The sequence below is a fragment of the Pantoea sp. PNA 03-3 genome, from assembly GCF_003201175.1.
Taxonomy (GTDB): Bacteria; Pseudomonadota; Gammaproteobacteria; order Enterobacterales; family Enterobacteriaceae; genus Pantoea; species Pantoea stewartii.
In genome coordinates this window covers 20,841-45,288 of the sequence record NZ_QICO01000015.1, presented here as the reverse complement: position 1 = coordinate 45,288, position 24,448 = coordinate 20,841, and the positions used below count along the sequence as shown (strand labels likewise).

Here is a 24,448-nt window from a genome sequence, read left to right as displayed (position 1 = left end):
TGGCTTTTTAAAACTACAAATTGCCCCCAGTTGAATCGAACAGACTTTTTAGGTGCGATTTGACCTTTCCCCAAATTAAAGACTATTACCTTGAATAGCCATTCCGCTAACCTTGGCCATTTCAGGATGGCCGCTACTCCGACTGTCTGGTAGACTGATGGCGATTTAAAACGACTTTAATCCCTCTGTGAGCGCTAATGCCATGAACTCTGAACCGTGGGTCACTGCAATTGATGTCGCTCGGCATCTGGGCGTGGTGAAAGACACCGTGTATCGCTGGCGAGAGCGCAAAGGTTTGCCTGCGCACAAGATTGGGCGGTTGTGGAAATTCCAGCTCTCCGAGGTGGACGAGTGGGTGCGTGCTGGCGGCGCCGATGAAAACACAGAATACAGGAGCGAACAAAAATGAATTCAGCATGGGAAGCTCTCGCGTGAGCCTACAAGGACAGCTCCTAGACCAGAAGCACTTGCGGGCACTGACCAGCATGACGACAGACTGGAATGAAATAGCTAAGGATTGCATTGCTTTTACGAATGCAACCGGCGGTCTTCTGCTTCTTGGCATGGAGAATGGTCAAAGCACACCACCGACCGACCAACATATCTCGTCAGGCTGGCTAGATACAGTGCGACGAAAATTGGCCGAGCGTACCGTTAACGTATCCGTTTTGCCTGATGTTGTTACCGCCCCGAATGGCGGCCGGTACATCGAATTACGCATTCCGAGCGCCATGGCAGTAGCGTCCACCACCGATGTCCGGTGCTTCCCTCGCGTTGCAGACCAAAGCAAGCCAGTCACCGGTGATGACGTGATGCGGCTGGCCAGTGAGCGTGGCACATTGCCTTGGGAAACACAGACTATTTTGCATATCCCGCGCAGTGACGTGGATGTCATCATCGGTGATAGCCGAGCGATAGTATCTGTGCGATACGCCTACGCAGGCCAAATAAATCAAAGACTTATATCGACCACCTCCAGTACTGGTCGGTCGATAGAGGCAAAACAGAATCCATCGAACTCCAGGACGCATCCATGAGTGCCAACTTCCAACAACTTGCCAACTTCATTTGGTCTGTCGCCGATCTGCTGCGCGGCCCTTACCGCCCACCACAATACGAGCGCGTGATGCTACCGCTCACCGTATTGCGCCGCTTTGATGCTGTTCTGGCTCCTAGCAAGGATGCCGTGCTCAAGCGCTATACCGAACTGAGCAGCAAGGGCATTGCCAACATTGACGCCATCCTCAACAACTTGGCCAAAGATGAAGATGGCACGCCGCTGGGCTTCCACAACCACAGTCAGCTCGACTTCTACAAGCTCAAGGGCGACCCGGACAACATCGGTCGGCACCTGGCCGACTACATCGCGGGCTTTTCCGAAAATATCCGAAAGATTTTCGAGCGCTTCGAATTCGACAAAGAAATCGAGAAGCTCGAAGAGTCCAACCGCCTGTATCAGGTGGTCTCTCAGTTCGCGGAGATCGACCTGCACCCGCGTAACGTCGACAATATCACCATGGGTTTGGTGTTTGAGGACCTGATCCGGCGCTTTAACGAAGCCGCCAATGAAACGGCTGGTGATCACTTCACCCCGCGCGAAGTCATCCAACTGATGGTCAACCTGTTGCTGGAGCCCGACACCAGCGTGCTCACCCAGGCAGGTGTCATCGTTACCATCTGCGACCCTGCTTGCGGCACCGGCGGTATGCTGGCCGAGGCGCAGAACTGGATTCGCGCCCACAACGATCAAGCCACGGTTAAGGTCTTTGGACAGGACTACAACCCACGCTCTTACGCAGTGGCCGCTTCCGACCTCTTGATCAAGGGCCACAAGGATGGCCAAGTAGTACTGGGTAACACCCTCATCGACGACCCGTTTCCCGACCATCGCTTCGACTACCTGTTAGCCAACCCGCCCTTCGGCGTGGACTGGAAAGCCGAGAAGAAGATCATCGACCGCTGGCCCAATTTCCGTGGCTACAGCGGCAAGCTGCCTCGCATCAACGACGGCGCCCTGCTGTTCCTGCTCTACATGATGAGCAAGTTCCAGGACTACAAGGCCGGTGACCGCAACAAGCCCGGCTCGCGCGCCGCCGTCGTGTTCAACGGCTCGCCGCTGTTCACCGGCGGCGCTGGCAGCGGCGAGAGCGAGATCCGTCGTTGGATCATTGAGCATGACATGCTCGAAGCCATCGTCGCCCTGCCCGAACAGATGTTCTACAACACCGGCATCGGCACCTTCATTTGGGTGGTCAGCAACCGCAAGGTCGAACACCGCAGAGGCAAGATCCAGCTCATCGACGCCCGCGAGCGCTACACGCCGATGAAGCGCAGCCTGGGCGACAAGCGCCGCTACGTCGACCAAGCGGCGCTTGATGACGTCACGCGCGAACACGGCGCCATGGAGAACAGCAAGACCAGCCGCGTGTTCGACAACACCGACTTCGGCTACCGCCGCATCACCGTGCTGCGTCCACTGCGACTGCGCTTTAAGATCACCGATGAGGCTCGCGAGCGCTTCCTCAATACCTGCCCCGAACTGTACGATGCCCTGCAGGCCGTGCAGGACACACTCGGCAGCGAACCACTATTGGACTGGAACGACACTTGGGACACCGTGCAGCGGGTTTTCAAAGACCTGCCCAACGACGTCGAAGGCTGGGCCAAGGGGGCTAAGGGTTCGGCACAAAAGAAAATCTTTCGCGACTGCTTCACCGTGGCGGATCCCGAAGCCGCGCCGGTGATTGCCAAGCGCCACAAAAAGGGCGATGTTACCATCGGTACGGATTTGTTCCCGCGCCAGTCGCTTCCGACGATGAGTTCCGGCGAGCTGTATGCGCTGCTCGGGCTGCACACCGAGGGCAAAGCCCTGGTGGAATACGAACCCGACCCGGCACTCAAGGATACGGAGAACATTCCACTGAAGGAGGACATCATCAGCTACGTGCTGCGCGAGGTGCGCCCCTACGTGGCCGATGCTTGGATCGACCGCGAGGCGCTGGATGAGCAGGACGGTGGCATTGGCAAAGTCGGCTACGAGATCAATTTCAACCGTGTATTCTTTCAGTATCTGCGGCCACGCCCCCTGCGCGATATTGATGCCGAGCTGGCGGAGGTGGAAAAGCGGATCTTGGGTTTACTGGGTGAGGTGACGGAGTGAATCCAATCAGCATTGCAACCTCTCTGCCAAGCCACTGGCGTGAAGTAAGATTTAGATACATTGCAGCTACATCCAAGGGGCGATTACCTGCAAAGGAAGAGGAGGATGTTACTGTCGATGTTCTCCCTTATCTGTCAATGGAGTATTTACGTGGTGATACGGAAGCTTCCCAATATGTGCCTGCACAGGGAATGCTTACTGCAGAGGATAACGATGTTTTATTACTATGGGATGGTTCAAATGCGGGAGAGTTTCTGAAAGCTAAACATGGTGCTGTTTCCTCCACTACCTCACTCGTCACACCTCTGCAGTTTGATCGGCAGTTTCTTTTTTGGATTTGTAAAGCCGTTGAGCCTGTTCTGAAGACATTTACAAATGGCATGGGAATACCACATGTTGATGGCGAATTCCTAAAAAACTTGAAATTGCCATGTCCAACTAATCCTGATGAGCAAAGTCGAATCGCTATCTACCTAGACCGAGAAATAGTCCGCATCGACGGGCTGATCGCTGAAAAAGAACGCATGCTGGCGCTGCTAGAAGAAAAGCGCGCCGCCCTCATCAGCCGTGTTGTCACTCGTGGCCTCGAGCCCAATGTCCCGCTCAATCCATCCGGTCAGGAATGGCTGGGCGAGATTCCGGCGCATTGGGGACTACAGCGCATTAAATATGTCATTATCTCAATAGATCAAGGCAGTTCGCCAATTGCAGCCAACACGCCGGCAGGGCCAGACGAGTTGGGAGTGTTGAAGCTAAGCGCCGTTTCAAAAGGTCGATTCAAGCGGGAGGAGAACAAGGCGCTGCGCGGAACCGATGAAGAAGAGCAACTACTTTCGCTACGCAAAGGAGATGTACTCATAACACGGGGCAACACACCGGAGCTCGTGGCTGACGTCGCATGCGTCCCCTATGCCGAGCCAAACCTGTTGCTCCCAGACCTTATCTACAGGCTCCGGGTTCACGAGAAGAAAATTCTTCCTGAGTACCTGACATCGTTCCTAACGACAGCAGCAGCGCGCGTTCAGATTCGTCGCGACGCAAGAGGTTCAAGTGGAACAATGGTCAAGGTATCGCAAGGCCACGTTTTGGATTGGCTTACACCTCTTCCTCCACTCAACGAACAAGTTGAGATCGTGGAGTGCCTTGAGCGCGCCGAAGAGCGATTTCAGTCAATCACGAGGGAGGTCTCTTCTTCTTTATCTTTACTCTTGGAGCGTCGCACCGCGCTGATTACTGCCGCCGTTACTGGGCAGATTCCGCCGGAGGAAATAACATCATGAAACTACATAGCTTAGGGTTGACCAGCTTCCGAGGTTTTGATCGGCTTGACATTGATTTTGACGAGCGGTTGACCGTAATTGCCGGTGTCAATGGTGTTGGCAAATCAACTATTTTACAGGCCATTGCGATAGCATATTCCCACTCCTTACCAGATTTTACAGTTTCGCGAGAGAAAGCACTTCCGGTACTTGATGCCGATATCCAGCAAGGAAAGTCCACCTGCATCATTGAAATAGGAAGCAGTGACTTAGGAGCTGCATACTTGATCACCTTCCTGTCCAAGGAAAGCCTTGATAAGAGTGAAAAGCTGACTCTTGAGCATAAGCAAGCCCAGATGAAGAAGGATCTGGCTCTTCTGGAAAAGGGGACGCCTGATTACAAAAACCTAAAAAACGAGATCACTTGGATAGACAAGCGACTAGAAGGAAATTTTGAGAAGCGTCTGAACTGGTTGTTTACCGACACTCATGAAACAGAAGCAAGGCTGAAACGCTACTTAAAAAGCAGCCCGACACAACCACTGGTTGTCTATTACTCAACACACCGCTTGCTTTCAAGGCTTCCGCCAAAACTTCAAGGCACATTGCCTTTTAAGCAGGGGGCGGCATTCTCAAAATCGCTGACGCAACTTGAGATATCGCTGAACGAATTTGCCAAGTGGCAACGTGCCATATTCTCGACCCGCGTGCTTCGAAAAGAAGCTGTGCAGTATGGGGAACGGATTTTGAAGCTGCTTCAGGAAGCTATTTCTAGCCTCATGCCCCAGATCAAGGAATTCTGGTTTCATGAAGAAAACCCACCTCGTTACTCCGTCGTGAAAGATGCGACGATAGATGAACAGGCCCGCGGTAAAAAAGCGAGAAAGCAGTTATTTTTGGAGCAATTATCCGACGGCGAACGTGGATTGATTGCTTTGGTTTTTGACCTAACCCGCCGTCTTGCTGTCGCCAATCCTAATCTCTCAAACCCAATAGCAGAAGGTGAGGCGTTGGTGCTGATCGACGAGATCGAGCTGCACCTGCATCCGAGGTGGCAACGCGAGGTGCTGCAACGTCTTCGCGACACCTTCAAGGCTTGCCAGTTTGTTGTGACCACTCATTCGCCACTAGTGTTGGGGGAGGTGCCTGCAGGCTGCGTACGCTTCCTCGAAATTGTGGATGGCAAAGTGAGTGTTACCGTTCCCACTGAGGCCTATGGCATGGATGCCAATCGTATCCTGCAAGAGCTCATGGGCGCACCGGTGCGCAACCGTGAGGTGGAGGGGAAGTTGAATGCCCTCTTCGAGCTGATCGACCAGGAGCGTTTCGACGAAGCCCGTGCCGCTATTGCGGCTCTTGAACAAAAGCTCGGCGAGGATGAACCCGAGTTAACCCGGGCCAGTTCGCTGATCCACTTTCTGGAAGGTTCAGATTAGATGCGGACCATTTACAAAGGATCAGAGCCGCCCTGTTTGACAAGACATCGGCAACAACCACACGCGAACTATGACAATTACACCAACAGTGTAGATGCCAATACGGGCGCGAAAGTACTGAATACAGGCAAAGACGCATTGCGACAGGCGTTGGTGACGGAACAGCGGGGGCTGTGTTGTTACTGCCAGTCCAGAATCCGCGCTAACGAAGATGAGATGAAAATTGAGCACTGGCAGAGTCAGACTGGCTTTCCCGCACGTCAATTAGACTACAGCAACCTGCTAGGCGCTTGTCTCGGCGGGCAGGGCCGCCCTGCGCGCGAGCAACATTGTGACACGCGAAAGGGCAATAACGGGCTGTGCTTCAGCGTATGCGACCCGGCGCATCCCATTGAGCGAAAGATCAAGTTCTTGGGGGATGGGCGAATCGAGTCTGACGACGTAGCAATGAACGATGCCTTGAATGACGTGCTAAACCTAAACTGGTACCGTCTCGTAAATAACCGTAAAGCTGTACTTGATGCGTTTAAGCTGCGGCTAGGAAAAGGGACTCTTAACGCTGTACAAGAACTCAAGAAATGGGATGGCACTCAAGCTGGGGATCTTCCTGAATTCGCGCAGGTGATGGTGTTCTGGTTGCAAAAGAGAATCTCTAGGGGGGGCGCATGAAATCCACGAGTGAAGCCGCATTTGAAACCGCCATAGAGGCGGTCTTGCTGGGCGAGGGTTACTCCCGGCTCGACACCAAAGGCTTTAACCGCGAGCGCGCGATCTTCCCCGATGAGGCGCTGGCCTTCATCCGTGTTACCCAAACCAAGGTGTGGGAAAAGCTGGAAGTCCTGCACGGTGAGCAAACCGGTACGCGCGTTCTGGAGTCTCTGTGCAAATGGCTCGATACTCATGGTGCGCTGGCCACGTTGCGCCACGGCTTCAAGTGTTTCGGCAAGACGCTGCGAATTGCCTTTTTCCGCCCGGCCCACGGCCTGAATCCTGAGCTGGAGGCGCGCTACCAGGCCAATCGGCTGGGGCTGACCCGCCAATTGCATTTCAGCCCGAAGTCGGGAAAGTCGCTGGATGTGGTGTTGTCGGTCAACGGTATTCCGGTGGTTACGCTGGAGCTCAAGAACCCTTTGACCGGCCAGACGGTGGCGAACGCCCTCCACCAGTACCGCCACGACCGCGATCCGCGTGAACCCATCTTCGAGTTCACCAAGCGTACCTTGGTGCATTTTGCAGTGGATACGGAAGAAGCGCACATGACCACTCGCTTGGCCGGGACCTCCACCTATTTCCTGCCGTTCAATCGGGGTTTTAATGGCGGTGTGGGCAACCCGCCCGACCGGGACGATCGCAACTACAAAACAGCGTATTTGTGGGAAGAGGTTCTACAGCGCGACAGTTTGCTTGATCTACTTGCCCGCTTTTTGCACCTGAACATTGAAGAAAAAACTACAAACGATGGAAAAAAGGTACGTAAGGAAAACCTGATCTTTCCACGCTATCACCAGTTGCAAGCGGTGCGTGAGATGGTTTCGGCTGCAGCTACCGAGGGGATTGGACATAACTACCTAGTCGAGCACTCGGCCGGCAGCGGTAAGAGCAACACCATTGCCTGGCTGGCGCATCGCCTTTCCAGCTTGCACAATGCACGCGACGAGCGGCTGTTCGACACTGTGGTCGTCATCACCGACCGCGTGGTGCTGGATCGACAATTGCAGAACACCATCTACCAGTTTGACCACCGCCAAGGTGTGGTGCAGAAAATCGACGAAGATTCGCGCCAGCTCGCAGAGGCGCTTGAAGATGGCGTGCCGATCATTATCACCACGCTGCAGAAGTTCCCGTTTGTGTCGGCCCAACTTGCGAAGTTGAGCGAGGAGCGCGGTGAAGGCGGCAATAGTCATCTACCAACGCGCAAGTACGCGGTGATTATCGACGAGGCGCACAGCTCACAGTCAGGCGAGACAGCAACCGAACTTAAGGGCGTGCTGGGCGGTGCCGAGCTGCGCTGCAAGGCGCAAGAGATGGCCGAGGAGGAAGGCGAAGTCGAACTGGAGCGACTGTTTCGCTCCATGGCCAAGAGGGGCCATCAACCGAACATGAGTTTCTTCGCCTTCACCGCCACGCCCAAGCACAAGACGCTGGCGATCTTCGGCCGCAACGGAGAGCCCTTCCACTGTTACACCATGCGCCAAGCAATTGAGGAGGGTTTCATCGAGGACGTGCTCAAGAGCTACGTTACCTACAAGACCTACTACAAGCTGATCAAGAAGGCTGAGGAAGACCCCAACGTCGAACGCAAGAAAGCCGCCAAGGCGCTAGCGCGCTTTATGCGCCTGCATCCGCACAACATCGGCCAGAAAACTGAGGTGATGGTTGAACACTTTCAGCATTTCACTCGACACAAGATAGGCGGGCATGCCAAGGCGATGGTGGTGACTGGGTCAAGGCTGGAGGCCGTGCGCTATAAGCAGGAGTTCGACCGCTACATCCGGGAGAAGGGCTATCCGATCAAAAGCCTGGTAGCATTCTCAGGCGCAGTGGAGGACGACAAGACTCCGGAGAAGTCTTACACAGAGGTCGAGATGAATGGCGGCCTAAAAGAGAAAGAGCTGCCCGACACCTTCGCCAAGCCGGATTTCCGCGTTCTGCTGGTGGCCGAGAAATACCAGACCGGCTTCGATCAGCCGTTGCTGCACACTATGTATGTGGACAAGCGCTTGGCAGGCATTCAGGCGGTGCAGACTTTGTCACGCTTGAACCGTACTCATCCGCTTAAGGACGACACATTCGTGCTCGACTTCGTCAATGAGCCCGGCGAGATCCAGGAGGCTTTCCGCCAGTACTACGATGGCTCAGTGATGGGTGAGCAAGTCGATCCCGACAAGCTCTACGAGGTGAAAGCCGAGCTAGATGCGTCAGGCGTGTATCTGCAGACCGAGGTGGCCGAGTTCACGCGCGTGTTCTTCGCGCCAAAGCGCCGCCAAAGCCCCGGCGACCACAAGGCGATGAACGCGATTCTCGATCAGGCAGTCGCGCGCTTCGTGCAGTTTCAGAACACAGAGGAGGCGGAAGCTGAGCTGTGGCGCGGCAAACTACAAGCCTTTCGTAATCTCTACAGTTTTTTGAGTCAGGTGATCCCCTATCAAGACAGCGATTTGGAAAAGCTCTTTACGTACCTACGGCACCTCGCGTTGAAGCTGCCTAAGCGCAAGAGTGGACCGGGATATCAATTTGATGAGGAGATCGAGCTCGACTATTATCGATTGCAGAAGATCAGCGAAGGCTCGATCAGCCTCAATGAGGGTTATGCTAAACCGCTGGATGGCCCGCGTGAGGTTGGGTCTGGAATGGTGCGCGAGGAACATGTTTCGCTGTCGCGCCTCATTGATATCATCAATCATCGTTTTGGGGGCGAACTAAACGAAGCAGATCAACTGTTCTTCGAGCAGATCGCCGAGGCGGCCAGCCGAAGCGAAGCTCTGCAGAAGGCGGCCGAGGTTAACTCCCTCGACAAGTTCCAACTGGTTTTCAGGCAGGTGCTAGAGTCCCTCTTCATCGAGCGCATTGAATTGAACGAGGAGTTGTTCACCGACTACATGGGCAAGCCGGAGATGCAGGAGTTGGTATCGAAATGGCTTGGTAATCAAGTCTACGAGCGGCTTTCTGCTGCGAAGAAGGCGGGGCCGTAATGGGCATGGTTTCGTTCCGCTGGTGGTCAGCATTCAGGAATTTCCGGACAGTTGGTCGCTTGCCCGCGACAGTGCTCATAATCTCGGGCATCGAGCCTTGCTTCGAATGTGGGATAAAAGGCTGCGCGGATGCAGAGTCATGGGTTATCGAATAGCACAAACACAAGAAATAGGAAAAGTTTAGAATTATTTTGTTTCTTTTCCCGTATTAGTAAACTCCTGACCCCGAATATGACCACCAAATTCTCCCGATGTGGAGGGTAAACTGAAAATGCATCGGGAAGACTTTTCACGCTAATCTTTTGAATCTAAATAACATAAAGATTCGCAAAAAAACAAAAAGCCCGCTTAAGTTTCCTTAAGCGGGCTTCTCTAAATATGGCTCCTCTGACTGGACTCGAACCAGTGACATACGGATTAACAGTCCGCCGTTCTACCGACTGAACTACAGAGGAATCGTGTGAACGAGGCGAATAGTAACGAGGTCGGCTCAGGGTGTCAACAGTATAAAAGCGTTTAGCATTCAACTGGCTAGCTTTAAAGCAATGCGTCTGCAAAGCAGGCGATTTAGTCGTGAGCGGCTCCTGTTCTGCTTAACGGGTCCTGCTGATAAAACTGCTGAAGATGACGGTACATAGCCGGGAAACGGTCCGCCAGCAGGGCCGGGGCCGTAAAAAAATACTCGGATAATACCGCGAAGCACTCTGCCGGATCGCTGGCGGCATAAGGATCGATGCTGGCGGCCTGCTCACCGACACTTTCCACTTCATGTTCAATCCCGGCCATCGCGCTACGCAAATCTTTTTCCCATTGGGCAACCTCACGTAGCGGCATCATTGGCACGCCGCTGGTATAACCGCTACCGCGCGCATCCAGTTTGTGCGCCACTTCATGAATGATCAGGTTGTAGCCGGAAAGATCGAAGGAGTCCTGAATATCCAGCCAGTTGAGCACGATTGGCCCTTGCGTCCAGCTTTGCCCGGCATGGACGGCAGGGGCGTGATGGACCAGGCCATGCTCATCCTGCCACAGGTCATCCACATTGAAAGGCTCGGGATAAATGAGCACTTCGTGAAAGCCGTCCAGCCAGTCGAGCCCCAGCTTCAGCACCGGCAGGCAGAACAGCAAAGCAATGCGCACGGTACGCAGCGTATCAAGCTGACAGCCTTCAAGCGGAACCAGTTTTTTTTGCTGCAGAAAATGCTGAGCCATGGCCTGCAGCGACTGACGTTCATCGTGGTTGAGGAGGGTAAAAATCGGCTGTGTCAGCCCGGCCTGCCAGGGCAGGTCAGTCAGATCCGTATTGCTGTGTGTTTTCCATGGCCATTTAAACATCGTTGGTTCCGCACTGAATGCTGCAATTGCAGAACCCTGAGCGACCAGACAGTAAAATGCCAGCATCAAAACGGCATGCTGGCATCGTCAGGCTTCAGGGATGAAGGAGCAATATTCAACCTGTTAGCAAGGAAATTGTCTGTGATTCAGCCCACAAAGCGCAGGCTAAGTTGATTCGCGCGTGGCACGCTCGAACTCAATAACCCAAACCCACGGGTTAACCTGCCAGCTGGTTGCCCCGTACTGTTTTTGCCAGGCTTTGCGATAGGCTTCTTTAGGCAGTTCAGAATTGACGTTCATGGTAAAGAAGTTGTTCAGGAAGTGCGAGTCGGTCTGCACACCTTCCGCCATAATGTCGTCTTCACTAATATCCTGAATCTGCTCTGCGCGCACATCCGTAATAATCAGGTCGATGCGGCTTGCCCAGCGCGGCATATGAATGGCTGTTTGCCAGCCAAACTGCTCGGCGTCCGGTCCGCCTGACGTATGTTGGCCCAGTTCATTGCTGTCCGCCCGGTACTGGCAAAAGTCCGGCGAGCGAAACGGGGTGGGATCGCGTTCATAATCCGCCAGCGCATGTTCAGGCACGATGGGGCCACGCCAGGTTTCGCGGACCCAGAGCTTGTCGCCAGGCATGCCGTAAGGACAATGATAACGAATGTCGTTCATGGCCATCATTTTGTCACCGTGCAGGTGATTAGCCTGCACATCAAAGGCATGTACCCCTTCATGATGATCCTGGCCTGGACCAAAAGCCTGCGTTTTCATTATGCGCCGGGTTTGGGTTTGTTGGCCAACCAGCAGGGCTCGGACCCGCTGTTCGGAAAAAAGAATCGGCCGCTCTTTCATGGATTACCTCTTTTTATTAGTCGATCCCGGTTACTGCTGAAACAAAAAGGGCACCTAAATGGTGGCAATATCATAAAAAATATAAATCATTATTCCTGATAATTGGCCACCGTGTGGTTCGCTCAGTTGTGATGATTTTTAATCCACCGGACAGGTGTGGATAAAAAATCATCAGCACTGCTGTTAACGCGTATTACCGGACATCTGATAGTGAGAATACAGTACGTTATATCGGCAAAAATAGGAACCTTTTCAGATTTATCCATCTATAATTTTCGCCGCTTTTATTGTTTTTTACATTTTTATTATGACATTAATTCCCTCACTCTGAGATAAAATAGCGCTGATTAATCATTATTAATATTAAACTATTCATCCTGCCTAAAACTGAATCAGTCAAGGCTGAAAAAGCAGCAAATGGCTGTTTTCCTGGTAGCAAATTGCCATAAAAATGATCAGCGTCTCATTTTTAAGAGGAATTTAAAGGTCCCGACCGGCTTTTTCCTTAGCGATGTAAAGAAAATGTCATTAGCCATTCGTTATGATGACAAAGCCTATACGCGTAACAGGTCGTCAATTGAGACGAAAATAACCCTTACAGGAAAAGATTATGTCACTTGCACTTTGGCAGGCTCGCTATGAAACCTGGTTTGAAAAAAACTGGGTTCATGATGATGGCGCACACGATATTGCGCATTTACGTCGGGTCTGGATGAGCGCGCAGCGCATTATGGCAGGTACATCTGCCGACCCCCTGATCGTCCTGACTGCCTGCTACTTTCATGACGTGGTGAACTTACCGAAAAACCATCCTGAACGTCATAAGGCTTCCACTTATGCCGCCAGCGAAGCGCAGCGTATCCTGCAGCAGGACTTTACGGATTTTCCTGCCGAATTAATCGCTGGAGTGATGCACGCGGTTCAGGCACACAGTTTTAGCGCGGCCATCACGCCTGAAACCCCTGAAGCGAAAATCGTTCAGGATGCCGATCGGCTGGAATCGCTGGGTGCAATCGGGCTGGCCCGGGTGTTTTACACAGCCGGTACGATGAACCGTCCTCTGTTCAACAGTGAAGACCCGCTGGGGAAAGCGCGTGAACTTAATGATGTGAAATGGACACTGGATCACTTTCAAACCAAGCTGTTACGGTTGCCTGAAACGATGCAAACCGAAGCAGGGCGGAGACTCGCAGAACACAACGCGGACTTCCTGGTACGCTATATGGCCAAGTTGTGTGCTGAGCTGCAGGGTAATCTGGTTAGTCTGGATGAAGCAGTACTTCGTGATTTTAGTCCCTTACACGCTGAATATTAAATTTTTATGACAGTATAGGAATCGATACAGTCATCCGGTAGCGTGGAAGCAATAACAAAAAAGGAGTGAGGAAATGACCGAAACTGTTAATTTGACGATTAAAATTGATCCTGCATTGAAAGAACACATTAAACAGCTGGCGCTTGAAAACCAGGTATCAATGAGTCAGGAGATCGTGCAACGTCTGCAGGCCAGCCTCGAAGCACCTTCTCAGCCCGCCATCGACAGTCAGAACACGGAAGAAGGCGCGTCGGATGCTTTAAGTTCCAGCGAAATCAAACAACTGCGTACGCTGCTTAAGAAGCAGAGTAAGAAAAAGAAATAATGGTTATCGGTTGTTCTCGCGATGAAAGCCGCCTTTGATAAAGGCGGCTTTTTTATTCAGAGCGCGTATTCAGACGGCAATGCGAAATTGTTGCACGCTTTCGGCCAGGCGTGAGGCCTGATGTTGTAAGGTATCGGCGGTGCGTACCTGCCGCGCCGTAAGCCCCTCGTTAGTATGCAGTTCCTTGTCCAGCGCCACCACTTCGGCGGCAATGCCAGACACGCGGCGACTTTGTGCTGTGGCGTTTTCCTCCAGTTCTTTTAACTGGGTGACCACGGCGCTGACCGACTGACTGATTTGGTAAAACAAGGCTTCCAGTGACTTCACCTTGTTGAATCCCTCAGAAATATGCAGCTGTGTATTGTTCACCAGCCCGTTAATTTGCTGTGCCGACTCGCCGCTTTTATTCGACAGGGTACCCATCTCTTTTGCCACGACGCTAAAGCTGCGTCCATAAACCCCTGCATGCGCTGATTCAATCGCCGCATTCAACGCCAGCAGACGCGTTTGCAGTGAAAGACCGTCCAGCAGCTCGACAATACCGGCGATTTCCCCTGAGGAATCGACGATGTGGCGCATCTGCACCTCCATTTCATCGACCTGACTGGCGCACTGCTGCATCAGTTCATCCGCGACATGTGCCTGCTGTGCGGCCTGTTGCGAAAACAGCGTACTGTTTTCAACCTCTTCCGAGACACGATGCAGGCGCTGCGAAATATGACTAAAGCTGCTGTTTTGCACCTTATAGTGCTCGCTTACCTGGTCATTGGTATGCTGCATTTCCCGCGCGCCCTCCGCCACGCTGGCGGCTATGGTATTAATTTCTGCCACAATGGTGCGCAGCCCTTGCCGCATATCCGCCACCGCGTTAAACAATCCGGCGGTTTCTAACGATTGCAGACGAGGCGGTTGCGGGCAACTGACTAAGTCGCCAGTGGCAATAGCCTGCAGCTGGCGGCTGGCCAGTCTTAAAGGAATAATCACGCCGCGCAGCAGCAAAACCCCACCCGTCAGCAACAGCGTAAACAGCAGCCCTGTGACCAGCAGCGACAGGTTACGGCTGGTGGTCAGCGTCTCCAGTGTCAGGTTGTTGACGGCAGAAAGCTGTTTGTTGGCCTGGGTGATTTCGTTAAACCAGGCGCTGTTAAACTGCTGTTGATAAGCCTGCATCGGCACCATAAAGAACGCATCGATATTATTGGCTTCCAGGCCTTTAAGCTGCTCTTCAAGGCCCTGGGTTAACATCATGAAACCCTGCTCAAGCTCCCCCTTGGGAACGGCATGGTACTGAGCAAACAGCTGTTCTGCATGCACGAGTGAGGATTTTGCGGTTTCCGCCAGGCTCTTCCAACTGTCCACCGATCCACTTTTCTGATCTTCCATCAGATAAATGCCTGCCCGGTGACTGTTATCGCTGGCCGTCAGCAGCTCTATGCGAGCGTGATCGAGCAGCGCCAGCCGGTCGCGCATGGCACTCGCCTGCGTCAGGTTCACTTTGGTATGGCTGACCTGCGCGGTCAGCAGAACAATCCCGATGGATTGCAGCAAACAAAACAGCACAACGAACAGCATAAAATTGCCGCGCAGGCTGGTAAGCCAGGTGGGCACTGGGGGCAGTTTGACGCGATAGCGACGCTTCAGACTGCGCAGGGATAACAACGTGAGAGGTGACATCATTCTACCCATCAAGTGAAAAAGCAGCAGTATTCTGGGCTTGTATGACGAGGTTGTGACAATATCGCCTGGCAGCGGGAAAAGAGGAGAAAGGTTGCGCCTAAGCGCAACTTTTAGCGTGTTTTATGCTGTAAATCGCGGATGTAGGGCAGGAGAAGCTGCGCCACGGCGGCAAAAACGGGGACGACAACGGAATTACCAAACTGTTTATACGCTTGCGTGTCGGAGACCGGAATGCGAAAAGGCTCACTGCCGGCATCATCGAAGCCCATGATGCGTGCGCATTCACGGGGCGTAAGACGACGGGGACGATGCGCCATATTGGTGGCATCAAGGAAATCACGCTCGCCTTTATCCGCGTCCCAGCCGCGATCGATCAAAATCTCAGAGCCATCTTTATAGTAGCGGGCAGACAGGGTGCGCACGCAGCACTGCAGATTGCGCGGATCGTTCAGACCAAAGCCAAAGCCATTTCCCAGCGCTTTATGCTTTTTGGCATACTGATACAGATAACGCCACAGCACCGGCGACAGGATGTACTTATCATCAGGTTCGGCTTCCAGCAAACTTTGCAGGCTGGGCACCTGGGCAGGGAAAAAGCGTTTGATGTCGCGCAGGGTAAAATTCTCGCAGCCGGCAATGTCCCGTCGAATGCCCACCAGCACAATACGCTCGCGGTGTTGAGGCAAGAAATGGCGGGCATCAATCACTTTCGGATCCGGTGCACTGGCATTGGCATCCGCGACGGCATAGCCCAGCTCATCCAGCGTGTCCATGATGATGGCAAAGGTCCGGCCTTTGTCATGGCTTTTTAGGTTCTTCACGTTCTCCAGCACGAAGAAGGGCGGTTTTTTGGCGGCAAGAATGCGTGCTACATCAAAAAACAGCGTACCCTGCGCCTGGCATTCGAACCCATGCGCCCGACCCAATGCATTCTTCTTACTGACGCCAGCCAGCGAAAAGGGCTGACAAGGAAAGCCTGCCAGCAGCACCTGATGATCGGGGATGGCTGCATCAATGGAGGAGTAGATCGCTGCTTCATCGTATAGCCCGGCAGGCTGCGTGACCTGGCGGATATCGGTATTGAAGCGGTGCTCAAGCGGATCGCTGTAATGGTTGGCCCGGTACGTGCGAATCGCCTCTTTATTCCACTCACTGGTAAAGACACATTTTCCACCAATGCGCTCAAATCCGCGACGAATCCCCCCGATGCCGGCGAACAGATCAACAAAACGAAACGCAGGTGCATCATAATGCGCAGGACGAGACGGCAATAAGCGCTCGAACAGATCCCGCTCCGCAGTGCTCAGTGCGGGCAGCGTGCTTTTACCCTGACGAATACGGTTGATGAGCGTCGCTGACCAGTGCGCAAAGCCGGCCTGATGCAGTCGGGCAACGATATCCCTGACGGAATAGATCGACAGGACCTGGTGTAACAGATTCAGTTCATCGGAATGCAGAGCTGCAGAAAGAAGAGGTTCAGCGGTTGCGACGGCGTGCATGCAAATATCCTTAACAGTGAAGCGCCTATGCTATCACTCCTTGCCCGATGAGGAAATCCGCCTGACGCGGCGGCGGTGTGCTGCAAAACACGCGAGTGTAAAAGTCAGGACAGGTAGCACCGGACGCGTGATTACCGTCCGGAAGCGCCAAAAAAATGGCTGCTTTTGTACAGGTGGCTTTCGCTTTTCAGGACGGCGACTAAAGTTGAAAGAGTAGCCTTTAAGGAGATGCTATGGCCGACGTTCACTCCAGCGAAACGCGCAGCAAAAACATGCGCGCTATTCGCCAGCAGGACACTGCGATTGAGCAACGCATCGCACTGTTGCTTAAAGATCGCGGATTCACTTACCGGGTTCAGGACAAAAACCTGCCAGGGCGGCCTGATTTTGTCCTGACCGCTCATCAGGCCATTATCTTTGTGCACGGCTGCTTCTGGCATCGTCATCACTGCTATTTGTTTAAGATACCCGCCACGCGCACCGAGTTCTGGACAGGCAAGATTAACAGCAACGTCGAACGAGACCATCGCTATGTCCGGCAGTTACGTGAGAGCGGCTGGAAGGTTCTCATCATCTGGGAATGTGCACTGCGTGGCAAACTCCGTCTCGACGACGACGCGTTGCTTGAACGACTGGAAGAGTGGTTACTGGTGATGAATGACAGTGCTGAAATCGATCATCAGGGCATTCATCATTATCGTGAGCAGGAATGATCGGGCCTTGCTCATCAGTAACATAACATGTTAGATAGACGCTTTTCCGTGACCGGGAGACCGAGATGAGCAGCATAAAACTGACGGTTAAACGTCTCTACCAGATTCGTGATGAGCGCATGGTGAATACCAAAGCCACCGCCAGAATTTATGTGGGCGAAACGCTGGTGGCCACGGAAGAAATTACCGGCATGACGGAAAGCCCGGTCAGTAAATACCTGCATAGCGAAGGACTGGCTGGGCAAGCGGTGCGCGTCGAATGGGATTGTGAGGGCATCGCAGAGATGACGGTAACGGAAATCGAACGATGCCCATGTTGTCAACATAACGAACCGGAATAGTCACAACGCACGCATCGTGTGCCGTTGGGCTTCGTCGAGGATGAGGCTTCCACTGTTTGCGATGTAAGTCGTTGTCGATGACCGTATAAGGGACATATTTTGGCAGGAACCAGTTTATTAACGTTGCTGGATGATATCGCCACGCTGCTGGATGATATCTCTGTAATGGGCAAAGTCGCGGCAAAGAAGACGGCGGGCGTTCTGGGTGACGATCTGTCACTGAATGCGCAACAGGTCAGTGGCGTAAAAGCCAATCGCGAACTGCCGGTCGTGTGGGGCGTGGCCAAAGGCTCGTTTCTGAACAAGCTGATTTTGGTGCCGCTGGCGCTGATTATCTCGGCATTTGCGCCGTGGTTAATCACGCCGCTGTTGATGATTGGCGGCGCTTACCTTTGTTATGAAGGTGTCGAGAAAGTGCTGCACAGCCTGCAACACGATAAGCAGCAAAATTCACCGGAGGCCCGTCAGCAGCGTCTGGATAACCTGGCAAAGCAGGACCCGCGTGAATTTGAAAAGAAAAAGGTTAAAGGGGCTGTGCGCACCGATTTCATTTTGTCCGCCGAAATCGTCGCGATTACGCTGGGCATCGTTTCGGAAGCACCGCTGCTGAATCAGGTTCTGATCCTGGCGGGCATTGCCATTCTGGTCACGATTGGCGTTTACGGTATTGTGGCGGGCATCGTGAAAATCGATGATCTGGGATTCTGGTTAAAGCAAAAACCGTCACGGGTGGCCCAGTCAGTTGGTGCCGTGCTGCTGGCTGCGGCCCCCTGGCTGATGAAAATATTAACCGTGGTGGGTACGCTGGCCATGTTCCTGGTGGGAGGGGGCATCATTGTTCACGGGATAACGCCTTTGCACCACTTTATTGAAAATGCTATCGCTCCGTTTAGCGGTCTGGTGTCAGGGCTGCTGAGTAACGGCGCTAACCTGGTGATTGGTTTTATCATTGGGTCGATCGTGCTTTTAGTGGTTAACCTTATTGCCAAACTGCGTGGGTAATCGGTATAACAGCGCCTTCTTTTACGCGTTCTGGGGAGAAAACAATGAGCGACGATATGTTTGAATTCGATATAGATGCTCAGTTAGAGCAGGCCGAAGCCAAGGCAGAAAAAAAGGCGGCCGAAGTGCCTGACGACCTGAGTGACGAAGCGGATTGCGAAGGCTGCAAAATCTGATTCATCCTCCCTCTGAAGCGGATAGCCTCTTATCCGCTTTATTCCTTTCCAGGATAACCTTCTACTTTATTCTGAATTTGCCCTTTTTCTGCGCGCCTTAACAGCAGCAACTTTTTTACCATGCTATAAATAAATATTAAGAATTAATGTCAATGGATAAAGAGGGCGCAACATGGTTTTTGCAATCAGTGATGAAGTGCAGCATAAGGACGGCGGGCAAACGATGGTGGTGACCGGTCATGCCAGTGGCATGGTAGAGTGTCGCTGGTATGATGGTTATGCGGTCAGAAGCGAGGCGTTTCGGACAGACGAGCTCAGCCACACCCGTGAGTCACAACCGCAGTTAACGTCCTGATTGCAAATGACCGGGCCGGTGTTGTACACTTGGCCCGTCTGTCTTCCTTCCAGGCATCACGTCACGTAATAGCCTGTCTTCCACCTATGGCACACTAGACGTTACCGTCATTATCCTCTTCTACCGCCTTGTAAATTCGTTGCAGAATATCCGGGAAGGCAGACTGAACCCGACTCCAGCTTGGGATAAACGGCTTGTCATTTGGGCGTTCTATAAAGGACTGACCCGCATCCAGGATAGCCTGGGTAAACATCTCGACCGCAGCCTCTTCCACGTGCTGATCGAATTTCAGTCCGTTCATGGCGGCCTCATGATTGTAGATTTCCATCATATCTAACGCGTTGCGATAGTAGGTGGCTTTCAGCACGCGGAAGGAGTCGCTGGTGAGCGGCACGCCCATGGTGGCAAGTTTACGTAAAAGCGACTGAACAATATCGTTGCTCATGCGCTTCAGGCCGCCTGTTCCGTCATCCTCTGCCAGCGGCTGATGCTTGTGGTCATAATTATCCGCAATCTCAACCTGGCACGACTGGCGTGTGGTGTAATTGCGATAGATCTCGGAGAGCACGCCAATCTCCAGGCCCCAGTCACCCGGAATTTTAATCCCGTTAAGGACATGAGTACGCATGGCGAACTCGCCGGAGAGCGGGTAACGGAAACTGGAGAGGTAATCAAGGTACTCCGAGTGACCATACACTTTTTGCAGGGAACGCAGCAGCGGCCCGACTAATAAACGGCCCACGCGACCATTGAGTTTGCCGTCGGCGACGCGCGCATAAAACCCTTTACAAAACTCATACTGAAACGCGGGATTCGCCAGCGGATAAAGCAGACGTGCCAGCATACCGCGCTCATAGGTAACAATATCGCAATCGTGTAGCGCGACACAGCTGGTGCGGTCGGAGGCCAGCGTATAGCCGGTGCAGAACCAGACGTTACGCCCTTTGCCCGGATTCGTCGGCGACAAACCTTCTTTGTCCAGTTCCGCGTCGATCGCCTTCAGGCGGGGACCATCATTCCATAAGATCCGATGGCGCTGCGGCAGGCGAGAAAAGAACTCGCGGGCATGGAGGAACTGATCGCGATCGGCCCGGTCAAGGCCGATGACAATTTCATTCAGATACGGCACTTTCGCCAGTTCATCGACGATTTTGCTCAGTGCCGGTCCTTCCAGCTCAGAAAACAGGGAGGGCAGAATTAACCCCATTTTGCGTTTACGCGCAAAACGCACCATCTCTTTTTCCAGCGATTCGACGCTGCGGTGCGTGAGATTATGAAAGTTAGTAATTACGCCATTCTGAAAGAAATCACTCATTGCATCATCCTTATGGGGTTGCCCGAGGAACCACAGCCGTTCATGGCTGCGTTAAAAAATGGTCCAGACCTTCGCGCCAGCCTTCAGGGCCGTGATGCGTTGTATGATAAACCTGCCCATCATTACGCGTTAACGTGACAGGGTTTTTGCTGAAGCCTTTAATCACGATGGCATAATCGACCGCATCGAGCATAGGTGCATCGTTAGGGCCATCACCCAGTCCAATCGTGATCAGATCCTGATGGCTGTAATGCGACAGTAATTTATGCAGGGCATGGCCTTTTCCGCTTCGGGCCGGCATCACGTGCCAGAAGCGGCCGCCCTGGGTAAGCGTCAAATGGTAGTCAGCCAGCGCATGGCGAAAACGGTCTAACGCCTCGTCGGTATCGCGCCAGACGATAACTTCGGAGGCATCGCGCTGGCGGGCGAGCGCGGCCTCGGCGTCCGGTAAACCTGTCATTGCCGACACGTCGCTGTCGCTAAAATCCTGAAAGCCGCTAAAGCGGAACTGCTGTTTCATCGCGCTAAGAATCCGACAGATGGCGACGTAGTTCAGCTTATCGTCAGGGATACGAACGGGTTTGTCCTCGCGGAAGTACAGAACCGCGCCGTTTTCGGCGATAAACGGCGTACCGCTAATCCCGATTTTTCGTTGCAGCGGCAGAATTTCCGCCGCCGTCTTGCTGGAGCAAATCACCACAGGAACCTGATGCTGGCTGAAGGTCTCCAGCCATGCTGTGGCGGCATCCCAGTTGTAGTCGTGGTGGTCAAGCAGCGATCCATCGAGGTCGGTCACGATCATCAGCGATTCATTCAGGTTGGGCATCCAGGTCTCCTCCACACGGCTCAGGTTAGCCACGGCATCTGTTTAGTGTAGTTGAGTCCTGAAAAGGCCCGAGGTTCCGTACTCATGCAGACAGAACCAGGAGGATTCTTAAAACCCGATAGGACAAAAAGCGGGAGCGGTCAGAATGTGCACGACGCATGGCGCGCACGCTGCGGCTTGCGTAGGCAGGAGGAGAGCAGGAGCAGAATAAGATGAGCGAAACGTGCATCGCAGAAGCTTGTTTTCATTACCGGAACAGCTACTCTGAGAAAGCAGTATGTCTTCCCTGGTGTAACGATTTGAATACTTGCCTGGCCTGTGCCGGGTATTTTTTTGCCTGCTATTCCGCCCGGCGAGCGATCCCGCTAGCGATTGATCTCACTGTAGCGGCAATCGTGAATGTCCATCTCACACTGCTCCGCAGGTTCACGGCACGGCGCTGTCGGCCCGCCAGCATTTTTTTCAGCCTGCGCAACCTGAGGCGAAAAATAGTCCTGTACCTGTCCTGCCGTGTCACGCTGGATGGCATGAAGAAGCGCATCCATTTCACTGTCCCGATCACTTTGGTTTTCATCTGAAGCGAGAAAATGCGTCATAGTCTGCCTCCAAAGAGCAACGTGAATACTGAGTATAGAACGGCGGGCTGACAGCAGGGAAGGGTAAAAAAAAGCCCGCGCTGCGCGGGCAAAATAATCCTTGTTACTTTGGGTGTGTTGTTTTCCTGGGGTAGGAAAGCAACGCAATGAAGTGTAACGATTCTCGTGTTAAACGTCCGGCTGTGAAGTGTCAGGAAAACGAAAAAAACCCTGACTCAGATTTACCTGACTTTTCCTGTAACCCTTCAGAAAACGGCTATATTGGTAAGCAAAACGGTTTTTCTCAGTACCTAAAGGAATGGTTATGGACTTACTTCGAATTCTTATCGCTATTTTACTTCCACCACTGGGCGTTTTCCTGCAGGTCGGTTTTGGCGGCGCGTTCTGGCTGAACATTTTACTGACCTTGTGCGGCTACATTCCCGGCATCGTCCATGCCGTGTGGGTGATTGCCCGACGTTAATGCCTGCATTCGTCCTACGCTTCCATTACACTGTTATCAGGAACGTTTCTGGAGAGTAACAGATGAAGGTAGACGATCGCGTAAGCGTTAAAACCGACGGTGGACCCCGGCGAATCGGTACGATCCTGGCGGTAGAACCTTTTAACGAAGGGACGATGTTTTTGGTGGCGCTGGACGATTACCCGCAGGGGATCTGGTTTTTTAACGAGAATAATCACCGGGACGGCGTTTTTGTCGAGCCCTGGGTTCCCGCCTGATTATCGGTCAGTCTGATGAAAACGCCCGCGATGTCTGAGGATGTCGCGGGCGTTTACTTTTATCTGTCCTGTCACGCATGTCACAGGACAGGGGCGTCCGCTTGGGTCAGAACGTTTCCCAGTTTTCATGACCAGAGGTAGTGGCTACCGGACGTAGCACGGGTGAGCTCGCTTTCGGTGCCACGTCTTTAACATCGGGAGTTTTCGCGACCGGTGTGTCGACTAAGCGAAATGCGGAAACCGCTTTCGTCAGTTTACCCGCCTGATCTTCCAGTGATGCCGCCGCCGCTGAGGCTTCTTCAACCAGCGAGGCGTTCTGCTGGGTCACGTTATCCATTTCCGTTACCGCCTGGCTCACCTGCTGAATACCGCGGCTTTGTTCATCCGAGGCGGCAGCAATCTCAGACATGATATCGGTCACGCGACGCACCGCTTCGACAATTTCACCCATCGTACTGCCGGCCTCGCCAACCTGATGCGAGCCACTGCTGACTAACTTCACAGACTCGGCAATCAGGGATTCAATTTCCTTCGCGGCCTGGGCGCTGCGTTGTGCCAGACTACGGACTTCACTCGCAACAACCGCAAAGCCACGCCCTTGCTCTCCTGCGCGCGCGGCTTCGACGGCGGCGTTCAGCGCCAGAATATTGGTCTGGAAAGCGATGCTGTTAATCACATTGGTGATCTCAGCAATTTTCTTCGAGCTGCCAGAAATATCGTTCATGGTTTTCACTACACCACTGACCATGTCGCCACCGTTGCGTGCTTTATCTGATGCATCGGCTGCCAGTTGGCTGGCATGGTGCGCATTATCGGCGTTCTGTTTCACCGTCGCCGTTAACTGCTCCATGCTGGCTGCGGTCTGCTCAAGGGCGGCGGCTTGCTGCTCCGTCCGCGAGGAGAGGTCGGTGTTACCGGCTGAAATTTCACTGGAGCCTTGATAAATGGCGATAGCGCCTTCACGCACCGAACCGACCGTTCTGACTAACGATTCCTGCATGCGCTGCAGATTATCCAGTAGTAAGCCGATTTCGTTACGACCGTGCGGTACTGAAGGGGCGGTTAAGTCACCCTGAGCGATACGCTCAATATGGGCAACCGATTTGCGTAAAGGCGTGATCACGACCCGACGGAGAAAAACAAAGGTCAGCAGCACCAGCACCAGCGCAGCCACAAACGCACCACCCATGGAAATAAAACCAATACGTGACTGTTCGGCAGCCTTGGCGTTAATGAAATCAGAACGGATATCCCGAAGTTTGATCGCCTTGACCAGCACAGCGTTATAAGCGTTATCCAGTTTACGCGTGGTGTCGGTTTCCTGGGCAATGATGCTTTCGAAACTGCCCTGTTTACCGGCATCAATCATCGGCTTCAGGCCTTTTTGAACATACTCTTTGAAGCGAGTAGTGAGCTCTTCGTCCAGCCTGACGTCTTCGGGGGTTTTATTCTTGCGGTTCAGGTAGACGTTGAGGCCATTTTCAGCCTGCTTAATACGCTCATCCGTTGCGGCAAGGTTGGCATTGAAATCATCCATCTCACCAATACGCGCGGCCGCACCGGCCTGGATGATATTCAGTCGGGCAGAGCGGAGGTTTGAGGAGCTGTCGATCAGACCGTTGCGGACCTGAATTTCCTCAGTTGCATCTTTCAACGACTGATTACTCAGGATGAGGAAGTAGCTGGAAATGCCTATACAGAGTGCGAACAAAAATAATATCCCGCCGAAAATCAAACTAAACAGCGGGACCAGTCTGAGATTCTGCCAAAAACTGACGTTGTGATGTCCTTCATTAATCAGCGTTGTGTTCATTTCCTTGCTCTCTTAAGGGGGCCTGATGAAAAAAACATCGGCAG

General features: G+C 53.1%; 24 protein-coding genes and 1 tRNA gene. 16 read left to right on the top strand and 9 right to left on the bottom strand.

Annotated elements, in window-relative coordinates; genetic code table 11:
- Nucleotides 1-202 precede the first annotated feature (202 nt).
- The 7 genes from C7433_RS22960 to C7433_RS22930 are packed head-to-tail and all read left to right on the top strand — an operon-like array spanning nt 203 to nt 9,547.
- Nucleotides 203-409, top strand: a complete 207-nt coding sequence (locus C7433_RS22960) for a helix-turn-helix domain-containing protein (RefSeq protein ID WP_050084567.1) — start codon at nt 203-205, stop codon at nt 407-409.
- On the top strand, nt 375-1,037 hold the full coding sequence (locus C7433_RS22955) for a helix-turn-helix domain-containing protein (RefSeq protein ID WP_199227879.1): 663 nt from the start codon (nt 375-377) through the stop codon (nt 1,035-1,037). The genes C7433_RS22960 and C7433_RS22955 overlap by 35 nt, the downstream gene beginning before the upstream one ends.
- Nucleotides 1,034-3,160 carry a class I SAM-dependent DNA methyltransferase gene (locus C7433_RS22950; protein ID WP_110269036.1) on the top strand — a complete coding sequence of 709 codons (2,127 nt, stop codon included), beginning with the start codon at nt 1,034-1,036 and terminating at the stop codon, nt 3,158-3,160. The genes C7433_RS22955 and C7433_RS22950 overlap by 4 nt, the downstream gene beginning before the upstream one ends.
- Nucleotides 3,157-4,440, top strand: coding sequence for a restriction endonuclease subunit S (locus tag C7433_RS22945; protein ID WP_110269035.1), 1,284 nt, complete (start codon nt 3,157-3,159; stop codon nt 4,438-4,440). The genes C7433_RS22950 and C7433_RS22945 overlap by 4 nt, the downstream gene beginning before the upstream one ends.
- Complete coding sequence (locus C7433_RS22940; RefSeq protein ID WP_110269034.1) at nt 4,437-5,855, top strand: AAA family ATPase; 1,419 nt, start codon at nt 4,437-4,439, stop codon at nt 5,853-5,855. The genes C7433_RS22945 and C7433_RS22940 overlap by 4 nt, the downstream gene beginning before the upstream one ends.
- Nucleotides 5,856-6,524: a retron system putative HNH endonuclease gene (locus C7433_RS22935; protein WP_110269033.1), complete on the top strand. Its 669-nt coding sequence runs from the start codon at nt 5,856-5,858 to the stop codon at nt 6,522-6,524.
- Nucleotides 6,521-9,547: a type I restriction endonuclease subunit R gene (locus C7433_RS22930; RefSeq protein ID WP_110269032.1), complete on the top strand. Its 3,027-nt coding sequence runs from the start codon at nt 6,521-6,523 to the stop codon at nt 9,545-9,547. Before C7433_RS22935 ends, C7433_RS22930 begins: the two co-directional genes overlap by 4 nt.
- Before the next feature lie 379 nt (nt 9,548-9,926).
- On the opposite strand, the gene C7433_RS22925 is transcribed toward C7433_RS22930, so the two are convergent.
- The 3 genes from C7433_RS22925 to C7433_RS22915 form a co-directional block, all read right to left on the bottom strand.
- Nucleotides 9,927-10,002: transfer RNA gene (locus tag C7433_RS22925), tRNA-Asn, on the bottom strand.
- A gap of 112 nt (nt 10,003-10,114) precedes the next feature.
- A complete protein-coding gene (gene mtfA, locus C7433_RS22920; protein ID WP_199227878.1) occupies nt 10,115-10,882 on the bottom strand; it encodes a DgsA anti-repressor MtfA in 768 nt (255 codons plus the stop codon).
- A gap of 165 nt (nt 10,883-11,047) precedes the next feature.
- Nucleotides 11,048-11,731, bottom strand: coding sequence for a hypothetical protein (locus C7433_RS22915; protein ID WP_033742103.1), 684 nt, complete (start codon nt 11,729-11,731; stop codon nt 11,048-11,050).
- 610 nt (nt 11,732-12,341) lie between these two features.
- Here C7433_RS22915 and C7433_RS22910 point away from each other — a divergent pair.
- Nucleotides 12,342-13,046 (top strand): phosphohydrolase, encoded by a 705-nt coding sequence (locus C7433_RS22910; RefSeq protein WP_110269030.1) that lies wholly within the window; start codon nt 12,342-12,344, stop codon nt 13,044-13,046.
- Between the two features lie 73 nt (nt 13,047-13,119).
- Nucleotides 13,120-13,371 (top strand): Arc family DNA-binding protein, encoded by a 252-nt coding sequence (locus C7433_RS22905; protein WP_006119599.1) that lies wholly within the window; start codon nt 13,120-13,122, stop codon nt 13,369-13,371.
- A gap of 69 nt (nt 13,372-13,440) precedes the next feature.
- Here C7433_RS22905 and C7433_RS22900 read toward each other — a convergent pair whose 3' ends face one another.
- Complete coding sequence (locus tag C7433_RS22900) at nt 13,441-15,057, bottom strand: methyl-accepting chemotaxis protein (protein WP_033742097.1); 1,617 nt, start codon at nt 15,055-15,057, stop codon at nt 13,441-13,443.
- 101 nt (nt 15,058-15,158) lie between these two features.
- Complete coding sequence (gene dcm / locus C7433_RS22895; RefSeq protein ID WP_110269029.1) at nt 15,159-16,547, bottom strand: DNA (cytosine-5-)-methyltransferase; 1,389 nt, start codon at nt 16,545-16,547, stop codon at nt 15,159-15,161.
- A 233-nt stretch (nt 16,548-16,780) separates the two neighbouring features.
- On the opposite strand from dcm, the gene C7433_RS22890 reads away from it, so the two are divergent.
- From C7433_RS22890 to C7433_RS22875, 5 genes are all read left to right on the top strand, one after another.
- Nucleotides 16,781-17,260 (top strand): very short patch repair endonuclease, encoded by a 480-nt coding sequence (locus tag C7433_RS22890; protein WP_006119596.1) that lies wholly within the window; start codon nt 16,781-16,783, stop codon nt 17,258-17,260.
- Between the two features lie 65 nt (nt 17,261-17,325).
- Nucleotides 17,326-17,601: a hypothetical protein gene (locus tag C7433_RS22885; RefSeq protein WP_006119595.1), complete on the top strand. Its 276-nt coding sequence runs from the start codon at nt 17,326-17,328 to the stop codon at nt 17,599-17,601.
- Nucleotides 17,602-17,700: 99 nt separating this feature from the next.
- Nucleotides 17,701-18,603, top strand: coding sequence for a DUF808 domain-containing protein (locus C7433_RS22880; RefSeq protein ID WP_039338277.1), 903 nt, complete (start codon nt 17,701-17,703; stop codon nt 18,601-18,603).
- Nucleotides 18,604-18,647: 44 nt separating this feature from the next.
- Nucleotides 18,648-18,779 carry a hypothetical protein gene (locus C7433_RS24055; RefSeq protein WP_006119592.1) on the top strand — a complete coding sequence of 44 codons (132 nt, stop codon included), beginning with the start codon at nt 18,648-18,650 and terminating at the stop codon, nt 18,777-18,779.
- A 172-nt stretch (nt 18,780-18,951) separates the two neighbouring features.
- Complete coding sequence (locus tag C7433_RS22875; protein WP_033742091.1) at nt 18,952-19,134, top strand: YodC family protein; 183 nt, start codon at nt 18,952-18,954, stop codon at nt 19,132-19,134.
- A gap of 94 nt (nt 19,135-19,228) precedes the next feature.
- Here the strand turns inward: C7433_RS22875 and C7433_RS22870 are convergent, their stop codons facing one another.
- The 3 genes from C7433_RS22870 to C7433_RS22860 form a co-directional block, all read right to left on the bottom strand.
- Nucleotides 19,229-20,449 carry a glycosyl transferase gene (locus C7433_RS22870; RefSeq protein WP_033742089.1) on the bottom strand — a complete coding sequence of 407 codons (1,221 nt, stop codon included), beginning with the start codon at nt 20,447-20,449 and terminating at the stop codon, nt 19,229-19,231.
- 40 nt (nt 20,450-20,489) lie between these two features.
- A complete protein-coding gene (locus C7433_RS22865; protein WP_110269028.1) occupies nt 20,490-21,275 on the bottom strand; it encodes a mannosyl-3-phosphoglycerate phosphatase-related protein in 786 nt (261 codons plus the stop codon).
- Nucleotides 21,276-21,640: 365 nt separating this feature from the next.
- A complete protein-coding gene (locus C7433_RS22860) occupies nt 21,641-21,871 on the bottom strand; it encodes a DUF2525 domain-containing protein (RefSeq protein WP_033742085.1) in 231 nt (76 codons plus the stop codon).
- A gap of 304 nt (nt 21,872-22,175) precedes the next feature.
- On the opposite strand from C7433_RS22860, the gene C7433_RS22855 reads away from it, so the two are divergent.
- Nucleotides 22,176-22,334, top strand: a complete 159-nt coding sequence (locus C7433_RS22855; RefSeq protein WP_006119587.1) for a YqaE/Pmp3 family membrane protein — start codon at nt 22,176-22,178, stop codon at nt 22,332-22,334.
- A 62-nt stretch (nt 22,335-22,396) separates the two neighbouring features.
- A complete protein-coding gene (gene dsrB, locus C7433_RS22850; protein ID WP_006119586.1) occupies nt 22,397-22,591 on the top strand; it encodes a protein DsrB in 195 nt (64 codons plus the stop codon).
- A 106-nt stretch (nt 22,592-22,697) separates the two neighbouring features.
- Here the strand turns inward: dsrB and C7433_RS22845 are convergent, their stop codons facing one another.
- Complete coding sequence (locus C7433_RS22845; protein WP_110269027.1) at nt 22,698-24,404, bottom strand: methyl-accepting chemotaxis protein; 1,707 nt, start codon at nt 24,402-24,404, stop codon at nt 22,698-22,700.
- Between the last annotated feature and the right edge of the window lie 44 nt (nt 24,405-24,448).